A 26,750-nucleotide genomic window follows, 5' to 3' on the forward strand; every position below is an offset into this window, starting at 1 on the left:
AACGTCTTCTTACAACTGTAAGAAGACGTTATTTTATATTATTTTAGTGAATTACAATGATTGTGCTTTTCTTTTGACAAAGGAAATGATAAAACTGATAACAAAACCAAGAAAGGCAAAACTAATCCACCCCATAGAGTACTGGCCTAAGAAAACAACTTTTGTAAAGTAATGTATAATGCTTTTAGGTAATGTAAAGAAACCTGTCATTTTACTTAAAGTATGAATGGCATCAAATAAAGCTGGAATGAGTGTAAACCCTGTGGTAATCTGATAAACCAAACGATCCCCTTTAAACCATCCTTTTGTGAGTGATAGAAAAATCAAGGTAATGGTGAGAGGGTAAAGTAAAAAGAGCACAGGCACTGACCAATTGATAATCTCAGCAAGACCACCAAAATAGAAAGTTGTTGCAATGATTGTAAACAAGGTTACCCAAACAAAGTAAGAAATCTTAGGAACCAATTCATTAAAATATTCCGCACAAGCTGTAATAAGACCGGTTGAAGTGGTTAAACAAGCAAGAAAAATAATGATTGATAGGATGATTTGCCCAATTTGTCCTAGGTAGAAGTTGGCTGATTGTGATAAGATATGACCACCATCAATAGCAGAATTATCCATCATGAATTGACCATCTAAAAAGGTGAATAAACTTTGTGAAGTAGCTCCGATACGAGTGATAAAAATATAGATAAGAGCCAATAAGATAGTTGCAATCACTCCAGAACTCATGGTTGTTTTAGCCAGTTCTTTATTTGATTGATCACCAAAACTTTTAGCAGCGTTAATAACTAGAATAGAAAAAGCGAGTGATGCTAAGGCATCCATTGTTCCATAACCTTGAATTATACCAGCAACAAAAGGTAGACTAGAAAAAGCATTTTGAACGTCACCACCAATATCAGTAGGAGTTCCTAAGCTACCGGCTGGTTTGATAAATGAAAAGATGATCAAGATAGCAATGACAACTAAAAGAGCAGGAGTTAAGTATTTACCAATACGTTCTGCAATTTTATTAGGTTTAATGGCTAGCCAATAAGAAATCCCAAAAAAGACAAGAGCATAAAGAGCTTTTGTTAGTAAACTATCACCAAAAATTGGTGCGATACCAACAGAGTATGACGTTGCTCCCGTTCTTGGAATGGCAAAAAAAGGACCAATTGATAGGTAAAGAGCTACTGAAAAAAAGATGGCATAAGGCTTAGCAATTGGTCTTGCCAACTCTTCAGGGTTAGTGGCTCCTGTATAGGAAATGGCAATAACACCCAATAAGGGAAGTGTGACAGCGGTTAAGAGAAAACCAAGCACAGCTGGCCAAATATTCCCACCAGAATAAATCCCTAAAAAGGCGGGGAAAATTAAGTTACCTGCTCCAAAAAAGAGAGCAAATAGCATAAAACCAATAATGAGAAATTTATTTTTTTGAGTTGTATGATTCAATAGATGGCCCTTTCTATAATAACAAAGGTAATAGAAAACCTATTACAGAAAAAAAGTATATTATTAGGATTATATTATAATGACTTGGGCCTGTCAATAACATATTAGAATAATTTTTAATTAAAATATCCTAAATAATCGTATTTTTCAAATGTTCTAGAATTAGCAATTGCAACAATAATTGCGTTTTCATCAAAAGGTTCATTAATTGGAATAGAAGTATCAAGTGGTGAAGATTTACCAATTCTTGTTCCAATCAAATTGAGATCGTACTTACGACGAACGTCTAATTCTTGAACTGTCTTTCCAACCCATTCTTTAGGAAGTTTAAATTCAACGATAGAAACATCTCCTTCAAAATGATAAATGCCTGCAATAGTATGTCTTAAGATATCAGAAGCAACCACTTTTCCAGACTCTCTTTCAGGAGAAATAACTAAATCAGCACCAATCTCATATAGAACTTCTTCATAATGACTACTTCTTGCCTTAGCAATAATTCTTGGAATTCCAAGTTTTTTACAGTGCATGACAGCTAAAACAGAACTTTCCAGATTATTTCCTGTTGCAATAATAACGACATCACACTGATCAATACCAGTATTTTTCAATATTTCTATATCAGAAATATCACCAATAGCTGCTTTACTCACGAAGTCTGCAACTTCTTGAATATGTTGTTCTTTACTATCAATAGCAATGACTTCCTGACCAAATTCACTAAGTTCAGCAGCAATAGTACGTCCAAAAATACCTAGTCCTAGAACACCTACAATTTTTTGTTTCATAAATATTTTCCTTTTCTATCCGATAAATATATCTGTTTTAGCATAATGTATAGTTTTTTCTTGCCGTTGTCTTAGACTGAGTAAAACAGTGACTGGGCCTACACGACCAATAAACATTAAAGACATTATAATCAATCTTCCGATATTTGATAACTCAGGTGTCAGATTCATAGATACCCCAACAGTTGCTAAGGCACTAATTGTTTCAAATAAAAGAGCAAAAGGGTTAAGAGATTTCTCAAACTCTAATAGCAAGAGATATCCAGTAATTAAAACGATAAAATAGAAGATTAAAACGGTCAGAGTTTGTTTAATTAATCGTTGTGAAAAACTTCTATAATTAAAGGTTACCTCACTCCTACCTCTTAATTCTGCTTTAAATAGTAGAAATAAAATTGCAGCAACAGTAATCTTTACCCCACCGGCAGTACCACCAGGGGCACCACCAATAATCATTTGCACCATGTATACAAAATTGGTGGCAAAGTTAGTTTGAGTAAAATCAATAGTAGAAAAACCAGCAGTACGCATGGTTACTGTTTGAAAAAAACTAACCATAATTTGTTGGAAAAAATTGTAGTTTCCAATTGTTGCAGGATTATCATGCTCAAATAACCAAGATAAAAAAGTCCCAATAGTTAAAATAATCATTGTTGTTGAAAGAACCAACTTTGTTTGAATACTTAATTTTTTAATAGTTAACTTAACATTCCTTGGACGTTTAAAGATGAATTGCTGTAAACGATGAATAATATCACGCCAATTTCCAAATCCTAATCCACCAGAAATGATTAAAAAAGCTACTGAAAAGTTAATAATGGGATTTAGTGTATATTCTCCTAAACTGTTTGAGCCTAAATTATCAAAACCAGCATTACAAAAGGCTGAAACAGATAAAAAAATACTGTTAAAAATTCCATTTTTCCAACCATAATGTGGAATAAAATCAAACATTAAAATTAAAGCAAAAAAAGCTTCTATAAAAAAAGTTAATTTATAAACAGAATAGAGATAGCGTTTTAAATCTTTTGAAGAATCCTTACTTAGAGAGGATTGTAGCATGGTTTGATCAGTGATAGAAATTTTTTTTCTTAAGGTATAGTAGCTAAAAGCGATTAAAGAGACTAATCCTAGCCCACCAATTTGCATTAAGATAATAGCAATAGTTTGTCCAAAGCCATTGTAAACATCCCCTATAGGAAAGACAGCTAAGCCTGTCACTGACACCATGGAGGCAGAAGTGAAAAGATGTTCAAGGAAGGTAGTTTTTGGAGCATGAGGATAATGCATGATTGGTAGAGATAATAAAAAACTACCAATCATAATAACGATGAGAAAGCTAGCACTTAAACGTTGTGTAATAGATAAAGGTGCTAGTTTGAATTTTTTTTTCATTGAGTGATTCTCCTGTAAAAGTGGTTAAAAGGCATCACAGCTCGTCAATTAAAGTGGTTTTTTATTTGGGATACCTGCTTTTCTTGGAAAACGATTAGGCGTTTCTTTTGCTTTAGTAAGTAATATTATATTTCTAGGGTCTCCATTTGGTAGTTGGTAATCAAATGATTCCGTCACTTTTGCAAAAAGTGTTTCTAAAGCATTTTTGGCCTCATCTAATTCTTCTTCGACAGCACTGGCTTTTAAAGCAATTACTATTCCACTGATTTTTAAAAATGGTAAAGTTAGTTCAGATAAAACAGGCAAACGAGCTACTGCACGAGCAGTTACCACTTCAAATTCTCCTCTAAAGTCTTTATTTTGACCAAAATCTTCAGCACGACCGTGATAAAAAGAAACATTTTTTAAATGTAATTTTTCAGCTAAAAGTGTTAAAAATTGGATTCTTTTATTTAAGGAGTCAATAATGGTTACTTGAATATTTGGAAAAATAATTTTGATAGGTAGACTAGGAAAGCCAGCACCAGCGCCAATATCAAGCAATTTTATAGGTTTATTTGAGAGAAACCCAAAAAGAATTGGCGCAATTGAATCAAAAAAATGTTTTAAATAGACTTCTTTTTTTTCAGTAATAGTAGTTAAATTGATTTTTTCATTCCATTCAATTAAGAAGTGAAAATAATCTTCAAATTGTTGTTTTTGAAAATCAGAAAGAGTAATGTTTTTTTTTGCTAAAGCGTTATAAAATTCTTCAGGTGTCATAGGTTATTCCTTACTAAATAATATTCGTTTATCATTTTAACATAAAATAATGGTTTATGATAGAGAGAGAAAGTTTCCATTGACAAGGACTAATAGAACGATTATAACAGATTTTTAAAAAATATTTTGTTATAATAGTTTAAAAGATTTTAAAGGAGACTATTATGTTTTTTATTATTTTGGGAATTGCTATTGCTCTAGCTTTGTATGTTACTGGTGTCTATAATGGGCTGATTAAAGCTAGAATGCAAACACAAGAATCTTGGAGTCAAATTGATGTTCAACTAAAACGTCGTAATGATCTGATTCCAAACCTTATTGAGACTGTTAAGGGGTATAGTCAATACGAAGGTAAAACGCTAGAAAAAGTGACTGAACTTCGTTCTCGTGTAGCTACTGCTAAAACACCAGGAGAAGTAATGAAAGCAAGCGATGCCTTAACACGTCAAGTTGCGAGTATCTTTGCTGTGGCTGAAAATTATCCTGATTTAAAGGCAAATGCTAATTTTTTGAAATTACAAGAAGAATTGACTAATACTGAAAATAAAATTTCTTATTCACGTCAACTCTATAATACAACCACTGCCAATTATAATGTGAAGCTAGAAACCTTCCCAACCAATCTTATTGCTGGTATCTTTAGCTTTAAGCCTAAAGAATTTCTTGAAGTTCCTGAGTCAGAAAAATCAGTTCCTCAAGTTAAGTTTGACTTTTAAGGTAGGAGAAGATTATGCTATTTGATCAAATTACCAGCAATAAAAGGCGAACTATAGTATTATTGATAGTCTTTTTTGGGCTCCTTGGTATGATTGGTGCCGCTGTTGGTTATCTGATGTTTAATAATTATTTGGGTGGTCTTGTTATTGCTTTAGTCATTGGCTTTATTTATGCCTTTAGTATGATTTTTCAGTCAACGAATGTTATCATGTCAATGAACAATGCTAAAAAAGTTAATGTAGAAGAAGCACCAGATCTTTATCATGTTGTAGAAGATATGGCTATGGTTGGACAAATTCCAATGCCAGGTGTGTTTATCATTGATGACCCTGCTTTAAATGCTTTTGCTACAGGTTCGAAACCAGAAAATGCAGCTGTTGCTGTCACAACAGGTCTTTTAGCCGTAATGAATCGTGAAGAATTAGAAGCAGTTATGGGTCACGAGGTTAGTCATATTAGAAATTACGATATTAGAATCTCCACCATTGCAGTAGCTTTAGCAAGTGCTATTTCCATGCTGTCTTCTATGGGCAGCCGTATGTTGTTTTATGGAGGAGGTAGAAGGCGAAGTAACAAAAATAATGGTGGCACGCAAATAATTGTTTTACTTTTTGCGCTAGTTGCCCTCGTATTAGCGCCTCTAGCAGCAACCCTGGTACAATTAGCTATTTCTAGACAAAGAGAATTTCTAGCAGATGCTAGTAGCGTTGAATTGACTAGAAATCCGCAAGGAATGATAAATGCTCTACAAAAACTTGATCAATCTGCACCTATGTCTCAACCAGTTGACAGTGCTAGTGCAGCTTTATATATTAATGATCCAAAGAAAAAAAATGGCATTAAATCTTTGTTCTATACCCACCCTCCCATTTCTGAGAGAATTGCACGTTTACAAAAAATGTAAGTTTATTTTTAAAAACATTAAATTTTTGACTATTTAAAATAGTTTAAAAAAGACTAATTTGTTAAAATTGAAGGATTGTCTTGAATGATTATATTGTTAAGTTTTAAGAGTATAAAATATGAAATGATATTTTTAACTTATAACTATAATAGTAACCTTATCCTCTAAATCAAATAAAAATAGCTATTTTTTAGTCAAAATTTATCAAAAAAGCAGGGTTGTCTTGAGATAACTCCTGCTTTTTGAATAGTTTAAATAAAGAAAAGTTTAAGGATTATAAAATACTTATCTTGTTATACAGATTTTAAGGCTGATAACATGTCAATTTTTTTAATGTGTAGATTCATGATAAACATTACAATAATAGTAAAACTAAAGACTGTGCTAACCGAAACAATAATATTTGACCAAGTTAATCCCTCGATGGCTATCAGATTTTCAGGTAGTAAAATAGCCATGATAAAGGCATGAAGAAAATAACCAAGACCAATTCCTAATAAAATACCAATAAAGGTTAGCAGAATTGTTTCTTTAAAAATATATAGGAGAACTTCTTTTTGATAGAATCCTAATACCTTAATCGTGGATAATTCTTTTTCTCTTTCTGCAACATTAATGCTTGTCAAAGTGAATAAAACAATAAAGACTAATAAAATAGAAATAACAACAATAATTATGATAATGCCATTTAATCCCTCAAGAAAATCATTGGCTTCTTGTTTTAAGGTTGTGTTTCGAATAGTATACATGTGAACTTTGTTATTAGATATTTGCTTTAAAAAAGTATCAAAAGATTTTTGAGTCTTTATAAGGTAGGCGTTTTCTTGGTAAGGCTCATTGAAAATAGTTTCATAATAATTAGGAGTCATATAAATTATATGACCAATATAGTTTGTAGTTGTATCGCTAATTTTCAAAGTCTTTGAATAACCTTCCTTATCTTTAATTATGAGACTATCTCCTTTTTCTAAATGAAGAGATTGAGCTAATTTTTTAGAGACTACAACTCCATTTTTTGTTGGTTGACTATCCAAGTTAACATAATCATAAAAATCATTTGCAACAAATAATTGTACAGATTGAGGCTCGATAAAATAATGATTATGAATTGTTAGATTTTTAAATACTATTTCCTTTTTTTGTTTTGAAAAATTAGTTATTTTTTTTTGAAAATCTTTTATTTCTAAGGAGTAGGGATTAAATATTTCAATAGCATCATATTTTGAAATAGATTGATATTGTATTGGTACTAATTGGGATAGACTATCTTTTATACCAATACCAAGTATTAGTAAACTTGTCGATAACATAACTCCCAAAATGGTCATTAGAAGTCTTGACTTGTAGCGAAAACTGTTCCTAAGGGTTAGTTTATTTGAAAAAGAAATAGAATGCCATAATTTTGGAAAATATTCTAGAAAGATACCATTCTTTTTTTGAGGAGGCTTTGTATAGATTAATTGACTTGGGTGTTCTTTCAATTGTTTTTTAGCTGATAAATAAACGGCTAAAAAAGTACTTGAAAGAGATAAAAAGAAAGATATTAAAAGAATTGGCCACTGATAAACAATAATCATTTCATCTAGAATATAATTACCATTTGAAAAAATATTAAAAATCATTTTGGGTAATAAATGGATTCCCAGAAAGCAACCTAATAAGCTTCCTAAAACAGAGGTTAGGGTACTAAAAATTAGAAATTCTCTCATCACTTCACTTTTGGTAAAACCTAGAGATCTTAGGGTACCCATTTCAATTCTTTTTTCATCAACCATTCGTTTCATAGTTGTTATACTCACCATAAGAGAAATAACAAAAAAGATAATTGGTAAAATTGAAGCAAGAATATCAATTCTTATGGCCGTATTACCATAATCAGAATATCCAACAGAAAATTGAGAACGGTCTTCTACAGTAATTAACAAAAATGATTGTTGTTTTTTTAAATTCTCTAATGTTATTTTTTGACGTTTTAGTTCATTTATCTGTTTTGAAATTTGTTTTACTTGAGTTTTTAGTTCATTTTTTTGTTGTATGTATTCATTTTGATCTAGGTTAACTGGATTTTGATTACCTACTTTCTCAATTTGTTTTATCATTTCATTTAAACTTTGTTTACTGAGCATCAAATCGTCAAAATTTAAATCAATTTTTTTTATCTTTTCATCAATCTCTTGTGTAAATTGTTGTCTTAATCTTATTGTTTGTTGTTGTGTAATATGTTGCAAGGAAGAAATGTTTTTTTCGATTAATTTGGTGTACTCCTTAGTATAAGCTTCTTTATTATAAGTATTTTTAAAGATAATTCTTGCAAAGTTGTCTTCATTTTTAAATAAATTTTTATTTATAACCCCAAAATAATGGATATTTCCATCAGCTAATGAAGTAATTCCTAAACTTCTTTTGGACATGTATTCGGATGATTTGACGATACCAACAATTTTGAAAGTGTTTGATTTTAAATCGTCTGAGGTTATTTTTAAGACATCACCAACTTTATAATTTAATTGCTTCCCTATAGCAATTTCATTTTCTTCAATTGGCAAACGCCCTTCAATGAGATTAAGTTTTGAAATTTTTTCAGGAGTACTAATCAGACGGATGACTTTGTTTTTTAGTTTGGCATCAATTTGCTTACCATATTCTATGGATTTAATAAGAGGACTTTGGGACAGTTCTTTTTTGTCATCATTAGCTAAGTTAGTTGAGGAAAAAACAATAGCATCAGCGAGATTTTCTTTTTGGTAAGTGTTTAAAATGGTTTCTCGCATATTAGGACCTGTACTAAATAATCCAATAAAAACAAAATTTGATAAAACAATTAAAATAGTAACAGATAAAAGTCTTGGCCAATTTTTTTTAATGGCTCTAAAGCTATTACGTGCTAGTTTTTTCATTTTTACCACTCCAAATCAATAACATCGTGTACTTTTTTGTTATAATAGTTTTGTCTAATATGACCATCTGATAATTCAATAACATGGTCTGCCATGGCTTTCAATGCTGAATTATGAGTAACAATGATAACATTTTTCCCGGTTTTTTTGGGGTAATCTTGGAAGAGTTTTAGAATCTGTTTACTTGTTTGGTAGTCTAGAGCACCTGTTGGCTCATCAGCTAATAATATTTTTGGATTTTTTGCCATTGCTCTTGCAATAGCTACTCGTTGTTGCTCTCCTCCGGATAATTGGCCTGGGAAATGATTCATACGATTTTCTAGACCAACATCAATCAACATTTGCCTTGGATCTAGATGATCTTGAACTATTTCACTTGCCAATTCAACATTTTCTAAAGCTGTTAGATTAGGGATTAAATTATAAAATTGAAAAACAAAACCAACATCTTTTCTTCTGTAGTTTGTTAGTTCCTTTTCAGAAAAATTAGAAATTTTTTTATCATCAATTGTCACCTCTCCAGATGTAATCTGATCCATTCCTCCCAAGATATTTAAAAGTGTTGACTTACCGGCCCCACTATTTCCTAAGATAATTGTTAATTCACCTTTTTTAATTGTAAAACTTACATTATCTATTGCTTTTACTTCATTGTCTTGATGTTGATGGTATATTTTTTTGATTTTTTTTAATTGAATAATAATTGACATTCTTTTCTCCTTTATGGTACCTTATGCATATATTATACTAGATGGTTAATCAATTACAATGTACACAAAAAGATAAAATGTTTACTTTGTTTAGGAGGAATTATGTCTGAATATAATCAAAAAAAAGAACAAACAAAACTTTACTTAACAAAGGCATTTGTTATTTTACTAAAAACAACACCTCTTCATAGAATTAATGTTTCTCAATTAACCAAAAAAGCAGGTATTTCACGTGGAACATTTTACTTGCATTATATCGATATAGATGATTTTATCAAAACAACTAGAGATGATATAATTAAACATATAAAAAGCCAACTGTCTTCGGAAATAATCATTAGACCAGAAAACAATTCAGTTATTCAATTGGTTTGCTATGTAGAAGAAAATTTTGAATTATTTCAAAGATTATTAGGCTATAATGGAGATAGACAATTTGAAGCAGAAGTGATTAATTTAATTAGAGATTTTATCTTCGATAATCAAAAAGATAAATTAGAAAAAGCTAGTATTCCAGATAATTACATTATAAATATATCTGTTATGAGTATTTTATCTATTTTTTTAACATGGTTTCAGGAAAAAAATCCACGATCTAGTAATGAAATTATTGACATTCTACTCAAGATTCGCCAAACGACTCTTTGTAGATTAATAAAAGGAGAAATTTAATGTTTCGTACCACTGAGATTAAGAAAAATTCAGATCCTATTTCTTTTGATAAAAGCTTGGATATTAAAGATTTATTATTAAAAAGACAGGATAGTATCATTGATATTAAAAATGTAAGAGCAAAAGGACAAATTAGTTATGAAAATCATTTGTTTTTATTAACTTATGATTTAGATTACCAGATTGTTCTACCTTCTAGTCGTTCGATGGTACCAGTTGAATTGACAGAACATTTTCTTGTTACAGAAGTCTTTTCAGAAGAAATAGAGCAAAGTTATTTTGAAGACGACTCTCATGATAAGTTGATATTATCTATAGAAACAGATATTATTAGCTTGGAAGAAAGTGTGATTGACAATATTTTATTAAATATTCCTTTAAAAGTATTAACCGAAGATGAAGAAAAAACAGATGAGCTCCCAAGTGGAGAAAACTGGTCTGTTCTAACCGAGGAACAGTATCAAGCACTAAAAACACAAAAAAAGAAAGAAAATAATCCCTTTACAGCTCTAGAAGGATTATTTGATGATGACTAATAGCTAAAATGAGTAAGCACATGGAAAATCTGTGTGCTTTTGTTATTGTTGAAAATATGTTAAAATGAAGTATTAGAGAAATATTAAAATTATTAGAAAGAGGTGCTCTTGTGCGTTGTCCAAAATGTCATTATACCAAATCCAGCGTTGTTGATAGCCGTCAAGCTGAAGAAGGAAATACTATCCGTCGTCGTCGAGAGTGTGAGAATTGTCAAACTCGTTTTACTACTTTTGAAAGAATTGAAGAGTCGCCACTCTTAGTGATAAAAAAAGATGGGACTAGAGAACAATTTTCAAGAGATAAAATTCTCAATGGAATTATTCATAGTGCACAAAAGCGCCCAGTCTCAAGTGCTTCTATTGAAAAAATTGTTAGTGAAGTGGAACAGCAGTTACGTAGCGAATATGATAGCGAAGTATCAAGTTCTGTTATTGGAAATTTAGTGATGGATCAGTTAGCTGAATTAGATGAGATTACCTATATCCGTTTTGCCAGTGTGTACCGTAGCTTTAAACATGTGGATGAAATTGAAGCTCTGTTAAAACAAATCACAAAACGAGAAAAAAGCAATAAGAAAAGTAAGATAACAGATGAAACCAATTGAACCTTTTTATTTTATAAAACAAAACAACGTTACTTATAATACAATCAGTTTAATCCAATCCTATTTTCCAATTATAGGTAGTGATGCTTTAGCTTTGTATGCCTATTTTGTTGCTTTCTATGATAATGGACAAAAACAACATAAATTTAGCGATATTTTAAATCATTTACAGTTTGGTATGCATCGCTTAGAGTTAGCTTTAGATATTCTAACTGCCTTTGATTTAATTGTTTTTTATCAAGTTGATAATATCTATTTGATTAAACTTCATTCTGCTTTACCAACAGAACTATTTTTGGAAAATCCTATTTATCGAAAATTATTAGAAAAGAAAATTGGTGAAGTAGCTGTCGAGCAACTTATTAGCCAAGCCCCCTTAGATGCTAAAATAATTTCCAAACAATTTTCAGATGTATTTTCAAGTGTAGGGGAATTTAAAAAAATAGTCAAGAAGCCAAAAAACTTTTTTGATTTGGCGAATTTTAAACAATTAATGTCAAAAGATGGCCTAAGTTTTAGTAATGAGACAGATGATGTCATCGGTCTTCATCATTTTGCAGAACAATTTGGTTTTAATTGGTTTGAAACCTATCAACTAGCTAAAGAAACAGCTATTAACCATAAGATTTCTCTTAAAAGAATGCAAACTAAGAAGCAGTCCTTACCAGAATCTGAGGGTAAAACTGAGTTTTCAAAAGAGGAATTGGTCGTCATAAATGAAGCTAAGTCAGATAAAGCAGATGTTTTTTTAGCAAAAATTAAAAAAATTCGCCAAGCAACAATCACAGCAACCGAAAGAAAAATTTTAATTGAACTGGCTGAGCTGGGATTTTTAGATGAAGTGATTAATGTCATGGTTTTATATACCATGTCAAAAACAAACTCTGCTAATCTTAATAAGACTTATATTATGATGATTGCTAATGATTTTTCCTATCAAAATATTACATCATCAGAACAAGCTGTTATTAAAATGCGTTCTTTTACTGAAAAGAAAAATCATACGAAACAAGAGAAAATAAAACCACAAAAGAGTAATGTACCAAAGTGGAGTAATGATCGCTATAAGAATGAAACCACTGAGGAACAACAAGCTAAATTAGAAGAAATGAAGCGTCGTCACTTAGAAAAATTGAGAAAGAAGGAAGACTAGATGGAAAAAGTTGGAAAAACGATGAAGCATAACCATCCTCAAAGCTTCAGGGTATCTGATGAGTTGATAAAGACCATTTTGGCAACTCCCGTCATCTCTGATTTCATTACTTCTCATCAATTGAGTCAAGAGATAATCAAATTGAGTTTACCAAAATTTAATCAATTTCTGATGGAAAAAGAACGATTTGAAAACCAAGACCCAAGTTATATTGCAAAAGGCTATGAGCCAATTCTAATCATGAATGAAGGCTATGCGGATGTCACTTATAAAGAAACACTTGCATTAAAAGAAAGACAATATCAAAACGAAGTGGCAAATCGTATTAATGTGGTTAGTTTGCCAAAATCATATAAAAACATCAATTTTGATGATATTATCCTAGACGATGTTAAACGCTTGCCAATTTTTGAGTCTGTTGTTGAATTTGTAAGGCAATACCCAAATACTAATCAAAAAGGGCTTTATCTCTATGGAGATATGGGTGTGGGAAAATCCTATCTGATGGCTGCCATGGCTAGAGAATTGTCTGAACAAAAACAAGTGTCAACTACACTAATTCACTTTCCAAGTTTTACTATCGATGTTAAAAACGCAATTAATACAGGAACTGTTAAAGAAGAGATTGATGATGTTAAAAAAGCAGAAGTTCTGATTTTAGATGATATAGGTGCTGAACAAAGTACCTCTTGGATAAGAGACGAAGTCTTACAAGTGATTTTGCAGTACCGTATGTTAGAAGAATTACCAACTTTTTTCACTTCCAATTATAGTTTAGAAGATTTAGAAAAGAAATTAGCCAAAATGAAAACTGGCGATGAAAGCTGGCAAGCAAAAAGAGTGATGGAGAGAATTCGTTTTCTTGCCAAAGAAGTTCATCTAGAAGGTGAAAATAGACGCTAAGAGATAAAGGAGAATGAATGGCTTTACCAACAGTTGCTATTGTCGGGCGTCCTAATGTGGGAAAATCGACCTTATTTAATCGAATTGCTGGAGAGAGAATTTCCATTGTTGAAGATGTGGAAGGTGTGACACGTGATCGTATTTATACTAATGCTGAATGGTTAAATCGAAAATTTAGCATTATTGATACTGGTGGAATTGATGATGTTGATGCTCCTTTTATGGAACAAATTAAACACCAAGCAGAAATTGCTATGACCGAAGCAGATGTGATTGTTTTTGTTGTTAGTGGTAAAGAAGGTGTCACTGATGCTGATGAATACGTTTCAAAAATATTATACCGAACTAATAAACCAATTATCTTAGCTGCCAATAAAGTGGATAATCCTGAGATGAGAAATGATATCTATGATTTTTATTCTCTAGGTTTGGGAGATCCTTATCCGGTTTCATCTGTCCATGGTATAGGAACAGGTGATATTTTAGATGCTATCGTACAAAATTTGCCAGAAGAAAGTGGTGATGAGAATCCAGATATCATTCGCTTTAGCTTGATTGGACGACCAAATGTCGGTAAATCAAGTTTAATCAATGCTATTCTTGGTGAAGAGCGCGTGATTGCAAGTCCAATCGCTGGAACAACTCGTGATGCGATTGATACTCATTTTGTCGATAGTGATGGTCAAGAATTTACGATGATTGATACGGCGGGGATGAGAAAATCTGGTAAAATCTATGAAAACACTGAAAAATATTCTGTCATGCGTGCCATGCGTGCTATTGACCGGAGTGATGTTGTCCTAATGGTTATTAATGCTGAAGAAGGTATTAGAGAATATGATAAACGCATTGCTGGTTTTGCTCATGAAGCTGGAAAAGGGATGATTATTGTTGTTAATAAATGGGATACCATTAAAAAAGATAACCATACCGTTTCTAAATGGGAAGAAAATATAAGAAATCATTTTCAATATTTATCCTATGCTCCTATTATTTTTGTATCAGCTGTAAGTAAGCAAAGACTTAACAGGTTACCTGAGATGATTAAGTCTATTTCACAAAGTCAAAACACACGCATTCCTTCTGCCGTTCTTAATGATGTGATTATGGATGCGATTGCGATCAATCCAACACCAACTGACAAAGGAAAACGTCTCAAAATTTTCTATGCCACACAAGTAGCTGTTAAACCACCAACATTTGTTATCTTTGTTAATGAAGAGGAGTTGATGCATTTTTCTTATCTCAGGTTTTTAGAAAACCAAATCAGACAAGCATTTGTCTTTGAGGGGACTCCGATTCATTTAATTGCAAGAAAACGCAAATAAAAAGTAGAAAGAAATATCTTTCTACTTTTTTGTTAGTCTGGTTTGATAACGTCAATATTTCCCATGTAAGGTTGTAATACCTTAGGGATGGTCACTGAGCCATCTTCGTTTTGATAATTTTCAAGAATAGCAGCAACCGTACGACCAACAGCTAGTCCAGAACCATTGAGGGTATGCAGAAGTTTTACCTTGCCATCTGTTTCGTTACGATAACGAATTTGGGCACGACGAGCTTGAAAATCTTCTGTATTGGAACAACTTGAAATTTCGCGATAAGTGTTTTGAGCTGGGATCCATACTTCTAAGTCATAAGTTTTAGCTGCTGAAAAGCCCATATCTCCCGTACAAAGAGTTAAAACACGGTATGGTAATTCTAATTTTTGTAGAATATTTTCGGCATTAGCAGTCATTTTTTCAAGTTCTTCATAAGACTGCTCTGGGGTTGCAAATTTAACCATTTCAACCTTATGGAATTGATGCAAACGAATCAAACCTCGGGTATCACGACCAGCCGACCCAGCTTCAGAGCGAAAAGAAGGACTCATAGCAGTGAAATTGATTGGTAATTCTTTTTCATCAATGATTTCATTGCGATAGAAATTGGTTAATGGTACTTCAGCAGTAGGGATAAGGACATATGGACTATCAGCTAATTCAAAGGTATCCTCTTTAAATTTTGGATACTGACCTGTACCAAACATTGAATCATGATTTACCATATATGGTGTAATCATTTCTTGATATCCTTCTTTAAGGTGCTCATCTAGCATAAAATTGTAGATAGCACGTTCTAATCTTGCCCCTAGTTTTTTATAGAATAAGAATCGTGAACCAGTCACTTTGGCACCACGTTCCCAATCAAGAATGTCTAGTGCTTCTCCTAAATCCCAATGAGCCTTAGGTTCAAATGTAAATTCTCTAGGCGTTCCCCATCGTCTAATTTCAATATTATCTTCTTCATCAGTACCAATTGGAACTGAATCATGAGGAATATTTGGTAATCTCGTTAAAATAGTATTTAATGTTTCGTCAATCTTAGCTAGTTCGGCATCAATAGTTTTAATTTTTTGAGATAGTTCCTGCATAGCACGAATCTTCTCATTAGCATCTTCTTTGAGGCGTTTAGCTTTAGCGATTGCTGCAGAAGAGAGATTACGCTCAGCTTTTAACTCTTCTGTCTCTACTAAAAGTTCACGACGTTTGACATCTAACTCTTTCAACTTTACGAGTATTTCTTTTTCTACGCCTCGATTAGCTAATTTTTCATTGATGAGATCAAAATCTGAGCGAATACGTTTTAAATCTAACATAATTTCCTCCATTAAAAAGCACAAAACATGACTACTGGAGCGATTTTATCGCGGTTCCATCCAGCTTCACACTTTGTGCCTTAATTGTTTATTTAATTGATAAGAACGGTAGAATTTCACATTAATTTATTATCTACTCACAACAACCGTAGACTCTCTGAAAATAAATTAATCTTACTTATCCGTTTTAGCTATTATACTAATTTTTCTTTTTTTTCGCAAATAGAGAGCTAATTTTTTGTAATAAAGTTGGTAATTTAACAATTTTGTCATTACCTATTTGTTCTCTAGCTAATTTTAAAATCTTCCCAGAGTCTTTAGAGGCAAAAAGAAATTTCCCTTTGTCAGTATATACTTCAAAATGACGGCTGATTTTTTTACCAAAGACATTTGCCCCGATAGAATCAATACTTTCCCAAGGAATTTGGATATAATCGGCAACATTATTGTCACTATAAAATTCAATTGCTTTATCACCGATAAGAAATTTCCCCACTTTTCCACCAAGTCCTAAGTAAGAAACACCTGTGCTTTTTAAAAATACAGTTTTATTTAGTGATTGTATCATTTGTTAATCCTTTATTTCTAATACTACTTTAATACCATTATATCACAAGACAAAAAGAAGTGGGAAACCACTTCTTTTTTATCAGTAGTAGTGAAATAAATTACATTAATCCTGCTAGGTGGGCTAAGATACCAATTGCGAATAATCCAAGAATCATTACGATAGGTGATACTTTTTTCTTAAGCAACCACATACAAATTAGAGTTAGGATAAGCCCCATAAACCCAGGGATAAGTGAATCCAAGTTTTGTTGGAAACTAGTTACTTTTTCAGGTGATTGTGATAACCCTTGACCCACTTGAGCAAAGGCTTCTTTAATACCTTCGCTACCTTCTGGCAATTGATCCCAGTGAATATAAGCTTTTTCATCTAACTGTACTTTAGCAACATCAAAGGCAAATTTAATAGAGACCCAGCGTTGCACAAGAACAGCAAGGATAAACATTCCTAAGATTGAAGCACCTTTAGTAATATCTTGAAGGATACCTCCAGACATATCTTTTGTAATTTCTGATCCAGCCTTGTATCCCATTTCTTGTGTATACCATAAGAATCCCATACGAATAACATTCCAGGCTACGAAGAAAATGATTGGGCCCATTAGGTTACCAGTGACTGCTAATGAAGCACCGAGTGCTCCTAAGATTGGACGAACAGTAAACCAAAAGACTGGATCACCAATACCTGCAAGAGGTCCCATCATACCAATCTTAACCCCTTGAATAGCTGCATCATCGATAGGAGCACCATTTGCTTTTTCTTCTTCTAAAGCAAGTGTTACACCAATAATTGGTGCTGCAACATATGGATGTGTATTAAAGAATTCTAAATGACGTTCAAGAGCGGCAGATTGGTCATCTTTATTTGGATATAGTCTTTTAATAGCTGGGATTAAAGCATAAGCCCAACCCAAGTTTTGCATACGTTCATAGTTCCATGAACCTTGAAGGAAAGTTGAGCGCCACCAAACTTTCTGACGATCTAATTTTGAAAGTTGTAATTTTTCTGACATGTTAGTTCTCCCTTCTCTTAGTAATTTTCTAGAATGTCGCCAATTGGGTCATTTGAGCCAGCACCGCCATTTGAGTTACCACCTTTTTTAGAAAGGTTAAGGTAAATAAGAGCGATAGCAACACCGATAACACCAAGAGCGATAAGAGTAAGGTTGCTAACGGCAGCAAATGCAAAACCTAGAGCAAAGAACGGCCATACTTCACGAGTAGCCATCATATTGATAACCATAGCATAACCAACGGCAACAACCATACCACCACCGATAGCCATACCATCTTTCAACCAATCAGGCATTGCTGTAAGCACTCCTTGAACGGCTTCTGTTGGAATAGCAAGAAGTAGAGCAGCTGGAACAGCGATACGTAAACCTTGAAGAACAAGAGCAAATAAATGATAACGTTCAACAGCTCCAATATTTCCTTTTTTTGCAGCAGTGTCGGCACCATGTACAAGTCCAACAGAGATAGTACGAACAATCATTGTAAGGAATAAACCAGCAACAGCTAATGGGATAGCAGTAGTTTGAGCTACTGAGATAGCTTGATTTGAGAAATCGCCACCTTTAACAAGAATGATAGCAGCAGCTACAGAAGCAAGAGCAGCATCAGGCGCTACTGCAGCTCCGATATTAGCCCAGCCAAGAGCGATAAGTTGAAGTGAACCACCAAGCATAACACCTGCTTCTAGGTGACCAGTTACAAGACCGATTAGGGTACAAGCAACAATAGGTTGATGAAATTGAAATTGGTCGAGAATACCTTCCATTCCTGCTAGGAAAGCAACGACGACAACTAAAATAATTGAAATAATTGACATCTTATAAATCCTTTCGTTTTTATAAATAAGATTATTGAACGTTTGCTTTATTGATTAAATCAAACAAGTTCTTTTTAGAATCATTTGGTACTTTACGCACGTCGAAAGCAACACCTAAGTTACGAAGCTTTTCAAATGTAGCTACGTCTTCCTTATCCATTGAAAGAACGTTGTTAATCATAGTTTTTCCAGTTGAGTGAGCCATTGAACCAATATTTAGTTCTTTAATCTCAACTCCTCCTTCAATTGCTTTTAGGGCATCTTGAGGAGTTTCAAATAAGACAAGAGCTTGAGTATTACCAAAACGAGGGTCTTTTGCAGCTTCAATTAATTTGTTAATTGGAACAACGTTAGCCCTAATACCTCCCGGAGCAGCTTGTTTGATTAATTGTTTTCGAAGGTCATCTTTGGCAACTGTATCAGAAGCAACAATAATACGGTTAGCTTTTGACTCAGGTGTCCAAGCAGTTGCAACTTGGCCATGAAGAAGGCGTGTGTCAATACGGGCAAGGTTAATTTTTAATTTACCATCTCCAATAACTGTTCCTTCTGGGATAGCTCCTTGTGCCACTGCTGTTGCAGCAGGTGAGGTTGTTTCTTGAGGTTGAAGTTCCTCAGGTAAAACTCTTACACCTTCTTTTGCTTCCTTAATAATATTTGCTGCGACTTCCTCCACGCCTGCTTTTGCATTCATCATGCGTTCAGTGTAGGCTTGGATAAGCATTGGCAAGTTGAGACCAGTGATGATTGCAAATTTACGATTTGGATTTTCCCCCATAATACGACTAGCTTGATTAAACGGAGAACCACTCCATAAGTCAGCTAAAATAAGCACTTCATCATCAGCATCAAATTGTGCGATAGCATTGCTGAAATGATTGTATAAATCATCAGGTCCTTCACTTGGCATGAAAGTAACAACTTGAACGTTTTCTTGTTCACCAAATATCATTGCACCTGATTGATGTATGCCTTCAGCAAATTTGCCATGACTGGCAATAATAATACCGATACCCATTCTTGACTTTCCTCCTTTTTTTATATTTTTCATTGGGATGAATAAGAGAAATCTTCTATTTAAAAATAAAAGTCGACTCTTATTTATTCCAAAGAATTTCAAGAACACTATTCATTGTAAAACGTTTACAGACAAAAAGCAAGAGACTTGAATTTGTCAAAACTAGCGTTTTTAGTAAGTTATCAAATACAATCAAAATAAAATCTAAACAAACAAAAATAATTATTTTCATTATTTTCATACCTCTAAATAGCTAATCTAAAAGGTTTTTGAAAATAAAATCTTTTTATATTAAAAATAAATTTTTAGGATAATTATTAAAAAATGACGATTTTCATGGAATTTTCATTGATAGAAGCATTATAATATGATTGAAATTGGTTTAAAATGTTTTCAATCGTTTGGAACAAACTTTTTAAAACATATTTAATTACTATAAAAAATAAAAAAACTTCCATTTTAATTGGAAGTATCTTTAAGAATTATAGAAATAGTTTTTCTAATTTTTTTGCGACACCATCTTCATCATTAGTTTCATTAAGTTGCTGTTTTGCATATGGCAAAAGAAGAGGTGTAGCATTTTTCATTGCATAACTGGTGGGTGCAAAATGTAGCATTTCTATATCGTTATGTTCATCTCCAAAAGCGATGAGATGCTCTTTAGAAATATTTAAAGTTGTTAATAAATAGTCTAAAGCATAAGCTTTATTAATACCTTTAGGAGAGAATTCAAGAATTTGGAAAGCTCCTCCCCATGAATCAACCTCAAGCTCATAGTTAAAATATTCTTTAATTTCTTTAGCTAATTCGTAGCGATCAGATGCACGAGTTTGCATTAATAATGCATTGGGATCCTTTGTTATTTTATCTGGTACCAAAAACATGTGATCAAGAAATTCTTTTACACCAAAAAGTTCAGGATTAACATTGCTGTCACTATTAAGAGCAATATAAAAATTTTTACGATATTGACTAGCAATGAAATCGGCTTGAAATTCTTCTTGACATTTTAATACTTCAAAAAGATATTTTTTATCAATTCGAACAACATGCTCAAATTTCCATTTTTTCCTAGGAATATAAGTCAGGGCACCGTTGAAATTAATCATTGGTGTGTCTAGTTCTAATATATTATAGTAGTCAATGGACATAAAGGATGGTCTTCCAGTTGTAATAATAATATGGTGCCCCATGGCTTTAATTTTTTTAATGGTTTGAATGGTGTAATCAGATATTGTATTATCACTACGTAAAAGAGTACCATCCAAATCAATTGCTATTACTTTTTTAATCATGTGTGTATTATACCAAATAAATTGTAGAATAGAAAGAAAGAGGTCTACGATTCTAAATAAGTTACTGCTGTTTTAAATTAATCTTTTATGAAAAATTTTGAAAAAGTATTGAAAAATGAACTTTTTTGTTATATTATATATCTATCGTTCGTAAATAAAGGGGATTTCATAAAAAATGGAAAAATTTTTTAAGCTAAAAGAGAACAATACAACTGTACGTACAGAAATTATTGCTGGTTTGACAACCTTTTTTGCAATGAGTTATATCTTATTTGTAAACCCAGCGATGCTCAGTCAGACAGGAATGCCTGCACAAGGTGTTTTTCTTGCAACTATTATTGGTGCAGTTGCTGGGACGTTAATGATGGCATTTTATGCTAATTTGCCCTATGCTCAAGCACCTGGTATGGGATTGAACGCCTTTTTTACCTATACTATTGTTTTTTCACTTGGTTATTCTTGGCAAGAAGCATTAGCTATGGTTTTTCTTTGTGGAATTATTTCAGTTATCATTACTTTAACTAAAATTAGAAAAGCGATTATCAATTCTATTCCTCAAAGTTTAAAATATGCTATTTCTGGAGGAATTGGTATTTTCCTAGCTTATGTAGGGATTAAAAATGCTGGTCTCTTAACTTTTACGACAGATCCAGGTAATTATATTGCCCTTGGAGAAGGTGCTCAAGAAGGTAGTGCAACAATTATCTCAAATTCTTCTATTGTACCTAGTTTAGTTTTATTTACAGATCCAAAAGTTATTGTTGCGATTATTGGTATCTTTATTACTGCTTTTTTTGTCATTAAAAACATTAAAGGTGGTGTTATGTTATCAATTATTTTAACAACTATCATTGCTATTTTTGCAGGTGTTGTTAATCTTTCACAAATCGACTTTGCTTCAAACAACATAGGTGCAGCTCTTTCTGATCTTAAAGTTGTTTTTGGTTCTGCATTAGGCAGCCAAGGATTGGGCTCTCTATTTTCTGATGCTGCAAGAATTCCAGAAGTTCTTTTAGCCATCTTAGCTTTCTCATTGACAGATATTTTTGATACTATTGGAACTCTTATTGGAACAGGTGAAAAAGTCGGTATTGTTGTTTCTGATGACAATGCCGGTGTAACGCATGAATTAGATAAAGCACTTTTTTCAGATCTTGTTGGGACAACAGTTGGGGCTATTGCTGGAACATCAAATGTAACCACTTATATTGAAAGTGCAGCAGGTATTGGTGCTGGTGGTCGTACTGGTCTTACTGCCTTGGTAGTTGCTCTCTTATTTAGTGTTTCAAGTCTCTTTAGTCCATTGCTTGCAATTGTTCCTTCTGCTGCAACAGCACCAATTTTGATTATTGTTGGTATTATGATGTTAGCTAGTATGAAAAAAATTAAATGGGATGATATGAGCGAAGCTATTCCAGCATTCTTTACGTCTATTTTTATGGGATTCACTTATAGTATCACTCATGGTATTGCTGCTGGATTCATCTTTTATACACTCGCTAAAATTTTTAAAGGTCAACTAAAAGATGTTCATCCAATTATTTGGATTCTTGATGTTTTGTTTATTTTAAACTTCATTAGTTTAACTATTTTATAGAAAGAAAGTAGTAAAATCCTTTACTTATCAACTTTAGTTGATAAGTAAAGGATTTTTATTATATGGATAAAACTAGAAATGATAATTTTTTTCTTATTCTTTTTAATAAAAAATCAACAATGCCTATTAATTTTCTTTTGTATTAAAATGGTTGTTCTTTTAAAATTTTGATATAATGTTTTTATGTTTGATACAAAAAATGAAAAAGAACTCATTGCAATTGGTCAACGAATTGGCCAACAATTACAAAAGAATGATCTAATTATCTTGACTGGTGATTTAGGTTCAGGAAAAACAACTCTTACCAAAGGGATAGCAAAAGGTTTAGAAATTGATCAAATGATTAAAAGTCCAACCTATACCATTGTTAGGGAATATGAGGGCCGCCTACCTTTGTACCATTTAGATGTTTATCGCATTGGTAATGACTCGGAGTCTATCGATTTGGATGATTTTGTTTATGGAAATGGTGTTACTGTTGTTGAGTGGGGAGAGCTGATTTTAGAAGATTTACCCAGTGATTACTTACAAATTACAATCAGTAAGACCAAAGCAGGTAGGAGCTTGGAGTTAACTTCTAATGGAGTCATTTCAGCTAAGCGTTTGGAGGCGATTTTAAATGCCAAAAATTGAGATTGACTTTTCTGTTGCACAATCAAATGATGCTCATTCACTTATCGCTTTTTTAAATCATGTCGGTAAACAAACTGACTATATGACACTGGATGAGACAGGCACTAAGATGTCTTTGTCTGAAATGACTACCTTTATTCAGGAGAGTCAGAATGCTCAAAATAAATTGTGTATACTAGCTAAAGCTAATCAAGGTATTATTGGAATATTAAATATTAGTAATGATTCTCATGAGAGAGTTGCTCATATTGGCGAATTGTTCATAGTGATTGATAAAGATTACCAAGGTTATGGATTAGGTCAACTATTAATGGAAGAAGCTATGGATTGGGCTAAAAATTACAGCCAATTGAGAAGATTGGAATTAACGGTTCAAAAAAGAAATCTAGTTGCAATTCATTTGTATCAAAAATTTGGTTTTATAATAGAAGGTACCAAACAAAGAGGTGCTAAAACAAAGAATGGAGAATTTCTTGATGTTTACCTGATGGGTAAACTGATAGATTAAAAAATATAATGACTATTGGGAAAAAAATCTTTTTAATGCTAAGTGCCATTATCATAATAAGTGTAATAGCGATTGGAGTCTATACGACATCAGCTTTTAATTTTTCAACAGATGCCTTATCAAAAACCTTTAAGGTGTATAAAACTTCTGAAGAAACTAGTCAAGCTATAAAACAAACAAAACCATTTTCTATTTTATTAATGGGGGTTGACACAGGTTCTGCTAGTCGTACTTCTAAGTGGGAAGGCAATAGTGATACCATGATTCTCGTCACTGTTAATCCTAATACTAATAGGACAACCATTACCAGTTTAGAACGTGATATTTTGATTGCTCTAAGCGGTCCAAAAGATAACCCACAAACAGGTGTTGAGGCTAAATTAAATGCTGCTTACGCTTCAGGAGAAGCTCCAATGGCCATTATGACAGTCCAAGATATGCTTGGTATTACTATTGATAATTATATGCAAATCAATATGGAAGGGCTTGTTCAACTGGTTGATGTTGTTGATGGCATTACGGTCACCAATTCATTTGATTTTCCTATTTCTATTGAAGAACAAGAGCCGGAGTTTACCTCTTTTGTTGAACCCGGAACTCATAAAATTAATGGAGATCAGGCTTTAGTTTATGCAAGAATGCGTTATGATGATCCAGAAGGTGACTACGGTCGACAAAAACGTCAAAGAGAAGTGATTCAAAAGGTTATTAAAAAAATATTGGCTCTTGACGGTATTAGTAGTTACCGTAAAATATTATCAGCAGTCAGCGATAATGTTCAAACAGATATTGAAATTAGTGCACAAACAATTCCTAGTCTTCTTGGTTACAAAGATGCCATTAAAAATATAGAAAGCTATCAATTACGTGGTGAGGATGCAATGATAAATGGGATTAGTTATCAGATTGTAACGGCCGAGCATCTTCTTGAAATTCAAAATAATATTAGAAGAGAGCTGGAGTTAGACGAGGTAACAGAGTTGAACACGACAGCTATATTGTATGAAAATATTAATCAATTTGATACTGGAGATGTCTATGGAACTGAAGATTATGCACCACCATATGATGAAACACTTCCTGTGGAAAGTTATTAAATAAAAAACCGACTGAAATGTCGGTTTTTATGATGTTGTTTTTTTAATATTTTCAATATGTGTTTGAGCGTCTTGTTTAAAACCTTCCAATTTATTTTTTAAGTTATGAGTAACGTCATCTAGTTGTTCTTTTTCAACTTTTATGGTTTCTATTTGCTGTTTAATTTTTTCAAGACTTTTTTCACCATTTGACCATAACACTTCCATTTCATCAGCTTCTTTTTTAATTTTATCACGATTTTGATAGATAGAATAAGCGTAGAATCCTAATGCTGCACTCATTAAAAATGTTCTTATTTTCATACGACCACCTCTTTTTGAATTGTTTTTGCTAATTTTGCTAGTTTGACAAAATCAGGTTCATGTTGCACAAATTGAAAGTCGAATTCATCGCCTTCTTGGTATCGTGGGAGAAGATGAATGTGGGCATGAAAAACAGTTTGCCCAGCAACTTTTTCATTATTATTAATAATGTTTAATCCTTGGGCGTCCATTGCTTTTTGGATGGCACGAGCTAATTTTGGAACTCTAGAAAAAAAGGTTTCAGCAGTTTTCTCATCCATTTCAAGCACATTTCTGACATGTTTTTTAGGTATCACTAATGTGTGACCATCTGTTGCCTGCGTGATGTCTAAAAATGCAAGCACATCATCATCTTCATAAACTTTACTTGAAGGTATATCTCCAGAAACAATTTTGCAAAAAACACAATCTTCCATATTATATCTCCTATCATTGAATTTACTAATAGTATAACAAAAAATTGCTAAAATAAGGATGATTAAGATCATATCTTACTACTTTGTCCCTTTAATCATAAATTTCTTGCTCATTTAGTAACAAACACTCAATCTATTTTCTTATTATGAGAAAGGGATGAAATCGATTAGTTCTGTCATTTTAGTCTGAATTAATAATTACTATACAAAAAGATAACCAATCTAAATGATTATACATGATAGGAAGTTATAAACAATTTTAATAAAATCTTTTGATAATAAGTATTTTGGTGTGAAATGACATAATCACCACAATTGTTTCAGTTGTTATAAACGATATCTTTTTTGATGTTAGGTGCCATGTCAATTGTGATACTGCAACATTATAATTAATCTTAATTAATTATTGCTTTTTATTATATGATTTGTTATAGTTTGTGATAAGAATCTAATTAGGAGAAGCCAATGAAGTTTTTAGGAAAATTTATAGCTAATAAATTATTAACTATTGCTATTATATTAGCTTTAGTTGGAGGGATACTTTTTACGTTTAAGAATTCTCTAATGAGCATGTTCAACGGAACCAATAGTGCGGACTACGAATTTGTTATTGAACGATTTTCCAGACAAACAAAATTAGTTGTGGCTGATGCAGATGTAAAAACTACTAGAAATCAAAAATTTGAGAATGATAATTTAAAAGATTGGCCAGATTGGACTAAACCAATTACAAAAGTATTTGTTGGTAGAAATTTAGTCGTAGATATTCCTGTCAAAACCGAGTTTAAAATTGATTTAAATGATATTAGTTCTAATAACATCACCATTAAAAATAATGTGTTAACATTCAATAAAAAATTATTAATAGAAGTAGACTCACAACAAGAGGGAGACATTACGATTTCTAAACAGAGTAATGGTGTGGTAGATAAAGTTGTTGATGCCTTTACATCGGGTACAAAAGCTCAAGAATTTCTAAGTGAAAAAACAAAGGAGACAGTTCATAAAACATCTAAATATGTTTTAGATGAAAAGAAAAATAACGTAATAGAACATGCTGAAGAATCTTTAGAGCAAGTTATTAATTTAGACTCTGAACGAAATATTGATGTAGTTTTAAATGAAGATGATATTGAATTCAAAATTGTCGATAAAAAATAATATTTGTTTTTATTATCAATTTTATGATATATAACTAAATCCATTAAGAAAGGAATATTTCTTAATGGGTTTTTACATTCATAATAAATTTTAATTTTTTCTATGTTATGTTTCTATGTTATAATAGATGAAATAACATCTCTGTTATCTTTGTCTTATTATTTTTGATGATTTCGAAGTAGAAAATTAGAATAGGAAAAC

27 protein-coding genes are annotated in these 26,750 nt (G+C 32.2%); 13 read left to right on the forward strand and 14 right to left on the reverse strand.

Annotation, left to right across the window (positions count from 1 at the left end; translation table 11 throughout):
* Window positions 1–51 precede the first annotated feature (51 nt).
* The 4 genes from brnQ to rsmG all read right to left on the reverse strand — a co-directional run bounded on the left by brnQ (window position 52) and on the right by rsmG (window position 4,388).
* Window positions 52–1,443, reverse strand: a complete 1,392-nt coding sequence (brnQ, locus tag A3I1_RS0100185) for a branched-chain amino acid transport system II carrier protein (protein WP_018369295.1) — start codon at window positions 1,441–1,443, stop codon at window positions 52–54.
* A 116-nt stretch (window positions 1,444–1,559) separates the two neighbouring features.
* Window positions 1,560–2,231, reverse strand: a complete 672-nt coding sequence (locus A3I1_RS0100190; protein ID WP_018369296.1) for a potassium channel family protein — start codon at window positions 2,229–2,231, stop codon at window positions 1,560–1,562.
* Window positions 2,232–2,246: 15 nt separating this feature from the next.
* Window positions 2,247–3,626 carry a TrkH family potassium uptake protein gene (locus tag A3I1_RS0100195; protein ID WP_018369297.1) on the reverse strand — a complete coding sequence of 460 codons (1,380 nt, stop codon included), beginning with the start codon at window positions 3,624–3,626 and terminating at the stop codon, window positions 2,247–2,249.
* 48 nt (window positions 3,627–3,674) lie between these two features.
* A complete protein-coding gene (rsmG, locus tag A3I1_RS0100200; RefSeq protein WP_018369298.1) occupies window positions 3,675–4,388 on the reverse strand; it encodes a 16S rRNA (guanine(527)-N(7))-methyltransferase RsmG in 714 nt (237 codons plus the stop codon).
* A 161-nt stretch (window positions 4,389–4,549) separates the two neighbouring features.
* On the opposite strand from rsmG, the gene A3I1_RS0100205 reads away from it, so the two are divergent.
* Both A3I1_RS0100205 and htpX read left to right on the forward strand, forming a co-directional pair.
* Window positions 4,550–5,104 (forward strand): LemA family protein, encoded by a 555-nt coding sequence (locus tag A3I1_RS0100205; RefSeq protein ID WP_026216705.1) that lies wholly within the window; start codon window positions 4,550–4,552, stop codon window positions 5,102–5,104.
* A gap of 14 nt (window positions 5,105–5,118) precedes the next feature.
* A complete protein-coding gene (htpX, locus tag A3I1_RS0100210) occupies window positions 5,119–6,009 on the forward strand; it encodes a zinc metalloprotease HtpX (RefSeq protein ID WP_018369300.1) in 891 nt (296 codons plus the stop codon).
* 293 nt (window positions 6,010–6,302) lie between these two features.
* On the opposite strand, the gene A3I1_RS0100215 is transcribed toward htpX, so the two are convergent.
* Both A3I1_RS0100215 and A3I1_RS0100220 read right to left on the reverse strand, forming a co-directional pair.
* Entirely contained in the window at window positions 6,303–8,906 is a 2,604-nt protein-coding gene (locus A3I1_RS0100215) for an ABC transporter permease (protein ID WP_018369301.1), read from the reverse strand.
* 2 nt (window positions 8,907–8,908) lie between these two features.
* Entirely contained in the window at window positions 8,909–9,616 is a 708-nt protein-coding gene (locus A3I1_RS0100220) for an ABC transporter ATP-binding protein (protein WP_018369302.1), read from the reverse strand.
* A 102-nt stretch (window positions 9,617–9,718) separates the two neighbouring features.
* Between A3I1_RS0100220 and A3I1_RS0100225 the strand changes: the two genes are divergently transcribed.
* The 6 genes from A3I1_RS0100225 (at window position 9,719) to der (ending at window position 14,813) form a co-directional block, all read left to right on the forward strand.
* A complete protein-coding gene (locus tag A3I1_RS0100225) occupies window positions 9,719–10,288 on the forward strand; it encodes a TetR/AcrR family transcriptional regulator (protein WP_018369303.1) in 570 nt (189 codons plus the stop codon).
* Window positions 10,288–10,824 carry a YceD family protein gene (locus A3I1_RS0100230; RefSeq protein WP_018369304.1) on the forward strand — a complete coding sequence of 179 codons (537 nt, stop codon included), beginning with the start codon at window positions 10,288–10,290 and terminating at the stop codon, window positions 10,822–10,824. The genes A3I1_RS0100225 and A3I1_RS0100230 overlap by 1 nt, the downstream gene beginning before the upstream one ends.
* A 110-nt stretch (window positions 10,825–10,934) precedes the next feature.
* Window positions 10,935–11,429 carry a transcriptional regulator NrdR gene (gene nrdR, locus A3I1_RS0100235; protein ID WP_018369305.1) on the forward strand — a complete coding sequence of 165 codons (495 nt, stop codon included), beginning with the start codon at window positions 10,935–10,937 and terminating at the stop codon, window positions 11,427–11,429.
* Window positions 11,416–12,582 carry a DnaD domain protein gene (locus A3I1_RS0100240; protein WP_018369306.1) on the forward strand — a complete coding sequence of 389 codons (1,167 nt, stop codon included), beginning with the start codon at window positions 11,416–11,418 and terminating at the stop codon, window positions 12,580–12,582. The genes nrdR and A3I1_RS0100240 overlap by 14 nt, the downstream gene beginning before the upstream one ends.
* Window positions 12,583–13,485, forward strand: coding sequence for a primosomal protein DnaI (gene dnaI / locus A3I1_RS0100245; RefSeq protein ID WP_018369307.1), 903 nt, complete (start codon window positions 12,583–12,585; stop codon window positions 13,483–13,485).
* 17 nt (window positions 13,486–13,502) lie between these two features.
* Entirely contained in the window at window positions 13,503–14,813 is a 1,311-nt protein-coding gene (gene der, locus A3I1_RS0100250) for a ribosome biogenesis GTPase Der (protein WP_018369308.1), read from the forward strand.
* Window positions 14,814–14,845: 32 nt separating this feature from the next.
* Here der and serS read toward each other — a convergent pair whose 3' ends face one another.
* The 6 genes from serS to A3I1_RS0100280 form a co-directional block, all read right to left on the reverse strand.
* Window positions 14,846–16,123: a serine--tRNA ligase gene (serS, locus tag A3I1_RS0100255; RefSeq protein ID WP_018369309.1), complete on the reverse strand. Its 1,278-nt coding sequence runs from the start codon at window positions 16,121–16,123 to the stop codon at window positions 14,846–14,848.
* 199 nt (window positions 16,124–16,322) lie between these two features.
* Window positions 16,323–16,691 (reverse strand): DUF956 family protein, encoded by a 369-nt coding sequence (locus A3I1_RS0100260; protein ID WP_018369310.1) that lies wholly within the window; start codon window positions 16,689–16,691, stop codon window positions 16,323–16,325.
* Between the two features lie 100 nt (window positions 16,692–16,791).
* Window positions 16,792–17,703, reverse strand: coding sequence for a PTS system mannose/fructose/sorbose family transporter subunit IID (locus A3I1_RS0100265; protein WP_018369311.1), 912 nt, complete (start codon window positions 17,701–17,703; stop codon window positions 16,792–16,794).
* 17 nt (window positions 17,704–17,720) lie between these two features.
* On the reverse strand, window positions 17,721–18,521 hold the full coding sequence (locus A3I1_RS0100270; RefSeq protein ID WP_018369312.1) for a PTS mannose/fructose/sorbose transporter subunit IIC: 801 nt from the start codon (window positions 18,519–18,521) through the stop codon (window positions 17,721–17,723).
* Window positions 18,522–18,552: 31 nt separating this feature from the next.
* Complete coding sequence (locus A3I1_RS0100275) at window positions 18,553–19,539, reverse strand: mannose/fructose/sorbose PTS transporter subunit IIA (RefSeq protein WP_018369313.1); 987 nt, start codon at window positions 19,537–19,539, stop codon at window positions 18,553–18,555.
* A 482-nt stretch (window positions 19,540–20,021) separates the two neighbouring features.
* Window positions 20,022–20,834, reverse strand: a complete 813-nt coding sequence (locus A3I1_RS0100280; RefSeq protein ID WP_018369315.1) for a Cof-type HAD-IIB family hydrolase — start codon at window positions 20,832–20,834, stop codon at window positions 20,022–20,024.
* 175 nt (window positions 20,835–21,009) lie between these two features.
* Between A3I1_RS0100280 and A3I1_RS0100285 the strand changes: the two genes are divergently transcribed.
* The 4 genes from A3I1_RS0100285 to lytR all read left to right on the forward strand — a co-directional run bounded on the left by A3I1_RS0100285 (window position 21,010) and on the right by lytR (window position 24,669).
* Window positions 21,010–22,431 carry an NCS2 family permease gene (locus A3I1_RS0100285; RefSeq protein WP_018369316.1) on the forward strand — a complete coding sequence of 474 codons (1,422 nt, stop codon included), beginning with the start codon at window positions 21,010–21,012 and terminating at the stop codon, window positions 22,429–22,431.
* A 183-nt stretch (window positions 22,432–22,614) separates the two neighbouring features.
* Window positions 22,615–23,064: a tRNA (adenosine(37)-N6)-threonylcarbamoyltransferase complex ATPase subunit type 1 TsaE gene (gene tsaE / locus A3I1_RS0100295; protein ID WP_018369317.1), complete on the forward strand. Its 450-nt coding sequence runs from the start codon at window positions 22,615–22,617 to the stop codon at window positions 23,062–23,064.
* Window positions 23,051–23,572: a GNAT family N-acetyltransferase gene (locus tag A3I1_RS0100300; RefSeq protein WP_018369318.1), complete on the forward strand. Its 522-nt coding sequence runs from the start codon at window positions 23,051–23,053 to the stop codon at window positions 23,570–23,572. Before tsaE ends, A3I1_RS0100300 begins: the two co-directional genes overlap by 14 nt.
* Window positions 23,573–23,580: 8 nt before the next feature.
* Complete coding sequence (lytR, locus tag A3I1_RS0100305) at window positions 23,581–24,669, forward strand: glycopolymer--peptidoglycan transferase LytR (RefSeq protein ID WP_018369319.1); 1,089 nt, start codon at window positions 23,581–23,583, stop codon at window positions 24,667–24,669.
* A 27-nt stretch (window positions 24,670–24,696) separates the two neighbouring features.
* Here the strand turns inward: lytR and A3I1_RS0100310 are convergent, their stop codons facing one another.
* Complete coding sequence (locus tag A3I1_RS0100310; RefSeq protein WP_018369320.1) at window positions 24,697–24,972, reverse strand: hypothetical protein; 276 nt, start codon at window positions 24,970–24,972, stop codon at window positions 24,697–24,699.
* Window positions 24,969–25,388: an HIT family protein gene (locus A3I1_RS0100315; protein ID WP_018369321.1), complete on the reverse strand. Its 420-nt coding sequence runs from the start codon at window positions 25,386–25,388 to the stop codon at window positions 24,969–24,971. Before A3I1_RS0100315 ends, A3I1_RS0100310 begins: the two co-directional genes overlap by 4 nt.
* 465 nt (window positions 25,389–25,853) lie before the next feature.
* Here A3I1_RS0100315 and A3I1_RS0100320 point away from each other — a divergent pair, with 465 nt between their 5' ends.
* Complete coding sequence (locus A3I1_RS0100320; protein WP_018369322.1) at window positions 25,854–26,549, forward strand: hypothetical protein; 696 nt, start codon at window positions 25,854–25,856, stop codon at window positions 26,547–26,549.
* The last annotated feature ends 201 nt before the right edge of the window (window positions 26,550–26,750 follow it).

The organism is Streptococcus marimammalium DSM 18627 (genome assembly GCF_000380045.1).
In the GTDB taxonomy this organism is placed as follows: domain Bacteria; phylum Bacillota; class Bacilli; order Lactobacillales; family Streptococcaceae; genus Streptococcus; species Streptococcus marimammalium.

Bases quoted from the DNA above. Each gene is read 5' to 3' on its own strand.
- A3I1_RS0100190 (WP_018369296.1), bottom strand. From the start codon at position 2,231: ATGAAACAAAAAATTGTAGGTGTTCTAGGACTAGGTATTTTTGGACGT.
- A3I1_RS0100195 (WP_018369297.1), bottom strand. From the start codon at position 3,626: ATGAAAAAAAAATTCAAACTAGCACCTTTATCTATTACACAACGTTTA.
- rsmG (WP_018369298.1), bottom strand. From the start codon at position 4,388: ATGACACCTGAAGAATTTTATAACGCTTTAGCAAAAAAAAACATTACT.
- htpX (WP_018369300.1), top strand. From the start codon at position 5,119: ATGCTATTTGATCAAATTACCAGCAATAAAAGGCGAACTATAGTATTA.
- A3I1_RS0100215 (WP_018369301.1), bottom strand. From the start codon at position 8,906: ATGAAAAAACTAGCACGTAATAGCTTTAGAGCCATTAAAAAAAATTGG.
- A3I1_RS0100220 (WP_018369302.1), bottom strand. From the start codon at position 9,616: ATGTCAATTATTATTCAATTAAAAAAAATCAAAAAAATATACCATCAA.
- A3I1_RS0100225 (WP_018369303.1), top strand. From the start codon at position 9,719: ATGTCTGAATATAATCAAAAAAAAGAACAAACAAAACTTTACTTAACA.
- A3I1_RS0100230 (WP_018369304.1), top strand. From the start codon at position 10,288: ATGTTTCGTACCACTGAGATTAAGAAAAATTCAGATCCTATTTCTTTT.
- A3I1_RS0100240 (WP_018369306.1), top strand. From the start codon at position 11,416: ATGAAACCAATTGAACCTTTTTATTTTATAAAACAAAACAACGTTACT.
- dnaI (WP_018369307.1), top strand. From the start codon at position 12,583: ATGGAAAAAGTTGGAAAAACGATGAAGCATAACCATCCTCAAAGCTTC.
- der (WP_018369308.1), top strand. From the start codon at position 13,503: ATGGCTTTACCAACAGTTGCTATTGTCGGGCGTCCTAATGTGGGAAAA.
- serS (WP_018369309.1), bottom strand. From the start codon at position 16,123: ATGTTAGATTTAAAACGTATTCGCTCAGATTTTGATCTCATCAATGAA.
- A3I1_RS0100260 (WP_018369310.1), bottom strand. From the start codon at position 16,691: ATGATACAATCACTAAATAAAACTGTATTTTTAAAAAGCACAGGTGTT.
- A3I1_RS0100265 (WP_018369311.1), bottom strand. From the start codon at position 17,703: ATGTCAGAAAAATTACAACTTTCAAAATTAGATCGTCAGAAAGTTTGG.
- A3I1_RS0100270 (WP_018369312.1), bottom strand. From the start codon at position 18,521: ATGTCAATTATTTCAATTATTTTAGTTGTCGTCGTTGCTTTCCTAGCA.
- A3I1_RS0100275 (WP_018369313.1), bottom strand. From the start codon at position 19,539: ATGGGTATCGGTATTATTATTGCCAGTCATGGCAAATTTGCTGAAGGC.
- A3I1_RS0100280 (WP_018369315.1), bottom strand. From the start codon at position 20,834: ATGATTAAAAAAGTAATAGCAATTGATTTGGATGGTACTCTTTTACGT.
- A3I1_RS0100285 (WP_018369316.1), top strand. From the start codon at position 21,010: ATGGAAAAATTTTTTAAGCTAAAAGAGAACAATACAACTGTACGTACA.
- tsaE (WP_018369317.1), top strand. From the start codon at position 22,615: ATGTTTGATACAAAAAATGAAAAAGAACTCATTGCAATTGGTCAACGA.
- A3I1_RS0100300 (WP_018369318.1), top strand. From the start codon at position 23,051: ATGCCAAAAATTGAGATTGACTTTTCTGTTGCACAATCAAATGATGCT.
- lytR (WP_018369319.1), top strand. From the start codon at position 23,581: ATGACTATTGGGAAAAAAATCTTTTTAATGCTAAGTGCCATTATCATA.
- A3I1_RS0100310 (WP_018369320.1), bottom strand. From the start codon at position 24,972: ATGAAAATAAGAACATTTTTAATGAGTGCAGCATTAGGATTCTACGCT.
- A3I1_RS0100315 (WP_018369321.1), bottom strand. From the start codon at position 25,388: ATGGAAGATTGTGTTTTTTGCAAAATTGTTTCTGGAGATATACCTTCA.
- A3I1_RS0100320 (WP_018369322.1), top strand. From the start codon at position 25,854: ATGAAGTTTTTAGGAAAATTTATAGCTAATAAATTATTAACTATTGCT.